The sequence below is a fragment of the Pseudonocardia sp. McavD-2-B genome (genome assembly GCF_024124365.1).
In the GTDB taxonomy this organism is placed as follows: Bacteria; Actinomycetota; Actinomycetes; order Mycobacteriales; family Pseudonocardiaceae; genus Pseudonocardia; species Pseudonocardia alni.
Map to the genome: position 1 here is coordinate 1 of NZ_JAMXSG010000309.1, position 6,304 is coordinate 6,304.

Consider the following 6,304-nt stretch of genomic DNA (forward strand, 5'->3'; position numbering starts at 1 on the left):
CGCCGGACGCCCCGGTCGCCGACTGCCTGGCGCTGGGCGCGGAGCTCGCCGGCGAGGGGGTCGGGCTGCTCGTCGTCGGTGACGGCGCGGCCAAGCACACCGCGAAGGCCCCCGGCGGGTTCGACGGCCGCGCCGAGGCGTTCGACGCCGTCGTCGCCGCCGCGTTCGACGCCGGTGACCCCGAGGCGCTCGCCCGGCTCGACCCGGACGGCGCCGCCGCACTCTGGGCGTCCGGCCGCGCGCCCTGGCAGGTCCTCGCGGGTGCCGCGCGCGGGCGGGCCTGGACGGCGGCGCACCGGCACACCTCGATGCCCTACGGCGTCGCCTACCACGTGGCGCTGTGGGAACCGGCGTGAACGCCCCTCCGTCGACGGCACCGCCGCTCGTGGTCGTGGTCGGGCCGACCGCGACCGGCAAGTCCGACCTCGGGCTGGAGCTGGCACTGGCGCTGGGCGGGGAGGTCGTCAACGCCGACGCGATGCAGCTCTACCGCGGCCTGGACGTCGGCACCGCGAAGCTCGCCCCGCACGAGCGGCGCGGCATCGTCCACCACCAGCTCGACGTCCTCGACGTCACCGAGACCGCCTCGGTCGCGGCCTACCAGCGCGAGGCCCGGGCGGTCGTCGAGGAGCTGCGCGCCGCCGGACGCACCCCGGTGCTCGTCGGCGGCTCGGGTCTCTACGTGCAGGCCGTGCTGGACGAGCTGGAGTTCCCCGGCACCGACCCGGAGCTGCGCGCCGCGCTGGAGGCCGAGCTGGACCGCGACGGGTCCGGCGCGCTGCACGCCCGCCTCGCCGCGGTCGACCCGGTCGCCGCGGAGCAGGTGCTGCCCTCGAACGGGCGGCGGATCGTCCGCGCGCTCGAGGTGATCGCGCTGACCGGCCGGCCGTTCCGGGCGACGCTGCCCGGGGCGGGCACCCCCCGCTACGACGCCGTGCTGCTCGGCGTGGACCGCGACGTCGCTGAGCTCGACGAGCGCGTCGCGCTGCGGGTGGACCGGATGCTCGACGACGGTCTGGTCGACGAGACCCGCGCCCTGCTCCGCCAGGGGCTGGCGCAGGGCCGCACGGCGTCCCGCGCGCTGGGCTACCGGCAGGTGATCGAGGCCCTCGACCGCGACCCCGCCCACCCCGACCTCGCCGGTGTCCGGGACGAGACGGTCCGGGCGACCCGGCGGTTCGTGCGCCGCCAGCGCTCCTGGTTCCGCCGCGACCGCCGCATCCACTGGCTCGACGGTGCCGACCCGGACCTGGTGGCCTCGGCGCGCGCGGTGCTCGCTCGTAGGCTGGTGGCATGACCGGCGGCATCGCGTTCAGCAAGGGGCACGGCACGCAGAACGACTTCGTGGTGCTGCCCGACCCGGACGCCGCGCTCGACCTCACCCCGGCGCGCGTCGCCGCCCTGTGCGACCGCCGCCGCGGCCTCGGCGCGGACGGGGTGCTGCGGGTCGTGCGCTGGGCGAAGCTCGCCGGGGAGCCCGGCGTCGGTGAGCCCGCCGACGGCGTCGAGTGGTTCATGGACTACCGCAACGCCGACGGCTCGCTCGCCGAGATGTGCGGCAACGGCCTGCGCGTGTTCGCCCGCTACCTGCACGAGCGCGGCTGGGCCACCGGCGGGCCGGTCGGCACCCGCAACGGGGTGCTCGACACCGCGGTCGGGCCGGACGGGGTCTCGGTCGGGCTCGGCACGGTCGGCGTCGGCCCGGCGTCGGTCGCCACCAGCGGCGACGCGCGTGTCGACGGCATCGCCCTCGACGTCGGCAACCCGCACCTGGCCTGCGTCACCGCGGCCGACCCGGACACCCTCGACCTGACCTGCGCGCCCTCGTTCGACCCGGCGCTGTTCCCGAACGGGGTGAACGTCGAGTTCCTGACCCCGCTGGACGGTCCCGCCGACGGCGGCCGGATCCGGATGCGGGTGTACGAGCGCGGCGTGGGGGAGACCCGTTCCTGCGGCACCGGGACCGTCGCCGCCGCCGTCGCCGCGCTGCGGCACGCCGGGCACTCCGCCGGCGACGTGCAGGTCACCGTCCCGGGCGGGCTGCTGCGGGTGACGGTGGAGGCGGGTACCGACGACCGGACCGGGCCCACGACGCTGCACGGCCCGGCCGTGCTGCTCGCGTCCGGGGAGCTGGACCGGGCGTGGTGGGACGCGCCCGCCTGAGCGTCGCGAATCCGGGCGGACACGGGCCCCGCGACGTGGGAGGATGGGGTCGAGATGACTGATGCCCACACGCACCCCTCCGTGACCCCCTCCGCGTCGAACCCGGTTCCGACGGGTGGCGAGCTCGACCTGGAGGAGCGCACGTCGTTGCGCCGGATCCACGGGCTGTCCACCGAGCTCACCGACATCACCGAGGTCGAGTACCGCAAGCTCCAGCTGGAGCGGGTCGTGCTCGTCGGCGTCTGGACCGAGGGCACGGCCGAGCAGGCCGAGAACTCGATGACCGAGCTGGCCCGCCTCGCCGAGACCGCCGGTTCCGAGGTGATGGACGGCCTGGTCCAGCGCCGCTCCAGCCCGGACCCGGCCACGTTCATCGGCTCCGGCAAGGTCGAGGAACTGCTCGGAACCGTCCGCGCCACCGGCGCCGACACCGTCATCTGCGACGGCGAGCTGTCACCCGGCCAGCTCCGCCAGCTGGAGGAGCGGCTCAAGGTCAAGGTCATCGACCGGACCGCGCTGATCCTCGACATCTTCGCCCAGCACGCCCGTTCCCGGGACGGCAAGGCCCAGGTCGAGCTCGCGCAGCTGTCCTACCTGCTGCCGCGGCTGCGCGGCTGGGGTGAGGCGCTGTCCCGGCAGGTCGGTGGCCGCGCCGCGGGCGGTGTCGGTATCGGTGGCCGTGGCCCCGGTGAGACGAAGATCGAGCTGGACCGGCGCCGGATCCGCGCGCGCATGTCGAAGCTGCGCCGCGAGATCGGTGCGATGCGCCAGGTCCGCGAGACCCAGCGCGGCAGCCGTCGCCGCAACGAGATCCCGTCGGTCGCGATCGTCGGCTACACCAACGCGGGCAAGTCGAGCCTGCTCAACCAGCTCACCGACGCCGGCGTGCTGGTGCAGGACGCGCTGTTCGCGACGCTGGACCCGACCACCCGCAAGGCGCAGACGCCCGACGGGCACGAGTACACCCTCACCGACACCGTCGGGTTCGTGCGGCACCTGCCGCACCAGCTCGTCGAGGCGTTCCGCTCCACGCTGGAGGAGGCAGCCCGGGCCGACCTGCTGGTGCACGTCGTCGACGGGTCCGACCCGCTGCCCGACGACCAGATCGCCGCGGTCCGCCAGGTGCTCGTCGAGGTCGGTGAGGCTGCGGGCGACACGATGCCGCCCGAGCTGCTCGTGATCAACAAGACCGACGCGGCCGGTGACCTCGCGCTGGCCCGGCTGCGGCACGCCCAGCCGGACGCGGTGTTCGTCTCCGCGCACAGCGGAGACGGGATCAGCCGGCTCCGGGAGCGCATCGCCGAGCGACTGCCGCGCCCGGAGTACGAGGTCGACCTCCTGCTGCCCTACACCGAGGGTGCGCTGGTCGCGCGGCTGCACGACGACGGCGAGGTCCTCGCCGAGGAACACACCGCCGACGGCACCCGGATCCGGGCGCGGGTGAAGCCCGAGCTGGGCACCGCGGTGCTGCCGTTCGCGGTGGCGGGCTCGGCCCTGCCGACCGGGACCGGCACCGACCTGCCGGCGACGGCGGCGGGCCACTGAGCGTCCCACCGGCCGGGCGGCCGGGTCCCGGGACCGTGGCCCGCCGCCTGACCGCGGTCCTCTGCCTGACCGGCGCGCTCACGGGTGCGGCCGCGCCGCCGCCCGGGGCGATCCCGGCCTGCTCGATCGACGACCCGCGGCTGGCGGAGCTGTCCGGACTGGTCGCCGAGGGCCCGCCCGGCGCGGCCCCGCAGCGCTACCACGCCGTCGTCGACGGCGGCGGGACCGCGCGGACGTTCACCCTGGACCCGGCCGGCTGTGCGGTCACCGGCACCCGGCAGGCCGACGTCCCGGTCACCGACGTCGAGGACCTCGGCCTCGGACCGGGCGGGGAGCTGTGGCTCGCCGACACCGGCGACAACGGGGCGCGGCGCGGGTCGGTCCGGCTCGTCGTGCTGCCCCCGGCCGGGCCGCCACGGGTGCACGACCTCGTCCACCCCGACGGTCCGCGCGACGTCGAGGCACTGCTGGTCGGCGACGACGGCGTGCCCCTGCTGGTCGACAAGACCACCGGGGCCGCCGGGGTGTACCGGCCCGCCGCGCCGCTGCGCGATGGCGGGGACCCCGTGGAGCTGCGCCGGGTGGCACAGGTGGTGCTGCCCTGGTCCGGCACCGGCGGCGGGCCGCTCGGGGCCGCCGGGTCGCGCACGGTCACCGGCGGCGGGCTCTCGCCGGCCGGGGCCGATGGCGGGCGCGCCGTCGTGCTGCGGACCTACACCGACGCCTGGGTGTTCCCGCTGCCCGCCGGCGGACCGGCGACCGTCGACGCGCTGGTCGCGGCCCTGGGCGGGGCACCGCTGCCGGTGCCGTTGCCGGGGGAGGCGCAGGGTGAGGCGATCGCCCCGGACGGCCGGGGCGCGCTGCACTCCGGGAGCGAGGCGCGGGGCCTGACCGCTGCGGCGGTCACGGTCGTCCCGGGCGCGGTGTCCGCGGCGACCGTTCCGCAGGCACCGGTCGTGCCTCAGCCCGCCGCGGTGCCCGAGTACCGCACGTACCCGTCGTGGCTGCCTGCCGCGGGCGGGGCCGCGGCGCTCGGGGCTCTGCTGGCCGCCGGCGCCGTCGCGATGTCCCTGCACGGACGGCGCCGCCGGTCCCGCTGATCGCGGGAGCGGGCGCCGTCCGAGGAGGTCAGAGGCGGCGCAGGACCGCCACGACGCGGCCCAGGATCGACGCGTCGTCACCCGGGATCGGGTCGTAGGCGTCGTTCGCGGGCATCAGCCAGATGTGCCCGTCCTTGCGGCGGAACGTCTTCACGGTCGCCTCGCCGTCGATCATCGCGGCCACGACCTCGCCCTGCTCGGCCACCGGCTGCTGGCGCACGACGACCCAGTCGCCGTCGGTGATCGCGGCGTCGACCATCGAGTCACCCTTGACGTTGAGCAGGAACAGCGTGCCCTCGCCGACGATCTCGCGCGGCAGCGGGAACACGTCCTGCACGGCCTGCTCGGCCAGGATCGGGCCACCGGCGGCGATGTCGCCGATGAGCGGCACGAACGCCGGCGCCGGCCGCGCGGAACGCAGGTCGGCGGTGTCGGTGTCGGAGTCCGTCCCGTCGGTACCGGCGATCTGCTCCGGGCTGCGGACGTCGACCGCGCGGGTGCGGTTCGGGTCGCGCCGGAGGAAGCCCTTGCGCTCCAGGGTGCGGAGCTGGTGGTGCACCGACGAGGTGGACGTGAGGCCCACCGCGTCACCGATCTCGCGGACGCTGGGCGGGTAGCCGTACCGGTCCACCCAGTCCCGGATGACGGCCAGGACCTTCTTCTGCCGCGGGGTCAGGCCGCGGGTGTCGGCCGCGGGGTCGGGGAACTCCCGGACCTTCGCGGATCCCCGGTCCGCGGCGGTGCCGGTCACGCCGGGACCACCGTGTCCGGTGTCGTCCGCTGCCATCGCATTCGCCTCCTCGGGGTACTTACGGCGACGACCCTAGCCGCCACGGGCCCGTTCGCCAAACATGCGTTCGAAGTCGCCCGGGGCGTGTCGTGGATTCCGTCGGGCCGCGGTGGTACAACATCGCACACGCGTTCGATCGAACACTGGTTCGATCGAACGCGGTCCGCGTCGCCGTCCGGCCGCGCGGGGGCGACCGGCAGCGGGAACGGCAGCGGGGGTGGCGATCGTGGGTGCGGCGGTCATCGGGGACGTGACGGTCATCGGGCGGGTCCCGGGGTGCGCCACGACCGACGGGGTGCGGCCCGGCCGGGTGCCGGGCGTCGTGCGCCGTGCGGTGGCCGCGTCGGGTGTCCTGCTCGCCTCGGCGGCCGCGGTCGTCGCGCTCGGGGTGCTCGCCGACGTCGCGGTCGCCACCCACGGCCCGGCCGGGCCGCCCGCGGTCGGCGCACCACGCTGAGAACGTCCCCGGCACGGGCGACGACCTGCGGGAACGCGGTTGTTGTCGGTGCCGGGTGCTACACCGCTCGTACACCCGTTCGACCGGGCTCGGGGAAGGGCCGGTCGGCAGCGGGGGAGACGAGACCGCCCGGGGGACGGGCGGTCCGACGGCAGGAGGAACCATGCGAGAGCTCGACGAGCGGATCCGCGATCACGGCGCGGTCGGCTGCCTGACCGGCGCCCCGGCGCCCGGCACCCCCACCTCGCG

6 protein-coding genes and 1 pseudogene are annotated in these 6,304 nt (G+C 76.2%); 6 read left to right on the forward strand and 1 reads right to left on the reverse strand.

The features are described from left to right. The 5 genes and pseudogenes from NH602_RS26760 to NH602_RS26780 all read left to right on the forward strand — a co-directional run. Window positions 1–356, forward strand: a pseudogene (locus NH602_RS26760) (hypothetical protein); the annotation flags it as partial. After that, window positions 353–1,297 carry a tRNA (adenosine(37)-N6)-dimethylallyltransferase MiaA gene (miaA, locus tag NH602_RS26765; RefSeq protein ID WP_253069224.1) on the forward strand — a complete coding sequence of 315 codons (945 nt, stop codon included), beginning with the start codon at window positions 353–355 and terminating at the stop codon, window positions 1,295–1,297. The pseudogene NH602_RS26760 and the gene miaA, both read left to right, overlap by 4 nt. Continuing rightward, window positions 1,294–2,163 (forward strand): diaminopimelate epimerase, encoded by an 870-nt coding sequence (gene dapF, locus NH602_RS26770; RefSeq protein WP_253069225.1) that lies wholly within the window; start codon window positions 1,294–1,296, stop codon window positions 2,161–2,163. Before miaA ends, dapF begins: the two co-directional genes overlap by 4 nt. 54 nt (window positions 2,164–2,217) lie before the next feature. Continuing rightward, on the forward strand, window positions 2,218–3,708 hold the full coding sequence (gene hflX, locus NH602_RS26775) for a GTPase HflX (RefSeq protein ID WP_253069226.1): 1,491 nt from the start codon (window positions 2,218–2,220) through the stop codon (window positions 3,706–3,708). A gap of 35 nt (window positions 3,709–3,743) precedes the next feature. Further along, complete coding sequence (locus NH602_RS26780; RefSeq protein WP_253069227.1) at window positions 3,744–4,808, forward strand: hypothetical protein; 1,065 nt, start codon at window positions 3,744–3,746, stop codon at window positions 4,806–4,808. Between the two features lie 28 nt (window positions 4,809–4,836). Here NH602_RS26780 and lexA read toward each other — a convergent pair whose 3' ends face one another. Next, entirely contained in the window at window positions 4,837–5,595 is a 759-nt protein-coding gene (lexA, locus tag NH602_RS26785; RefSeq protein WP_062396661.1) for a transcriptional repressor LexA, read from the reverse strand. Window positions 5,596–5,824: 229 nt separating this feature from the next. Between lexA and NH602_RS26790 the strand changes: the two genes are divergently transcribed. Then, window positions 5,825–6,055, forward strand: a complete 231-nt coding sequence (locus NH602_RS26790) for a hypothetical protein (RefSeq protein WP_253069228.1) — start codon at window positions 5,825–5,827, stop codon at window positions 6,053–6,055. Window positions 6,056–6,304 lie beyond the last annotated feature (249 nt).

Bases quoted from the DNA above. Each gene is read 5' to 3' on its own strand.
- dapF (WP_253069225.1), top strand. From the start codon at position 1,294: ATGACCGGCGGCATCGCGTTCAGCAAGGGGCACGGCACGCAGAACGAC.
- hflX (WP_253069226.1), top strand. From the start codon at position 2,218: ATGACTGATGCCCACACGCACCCCTCCGTGACCCCCTCCGCGTCGAAC.
- lexA (WP_062396661.1), bottom strand. From the start codon at position 5,595: ATGGCAGCGGACGACACCGGACACGGTGGTCCCGGCGTGACCGGCACC.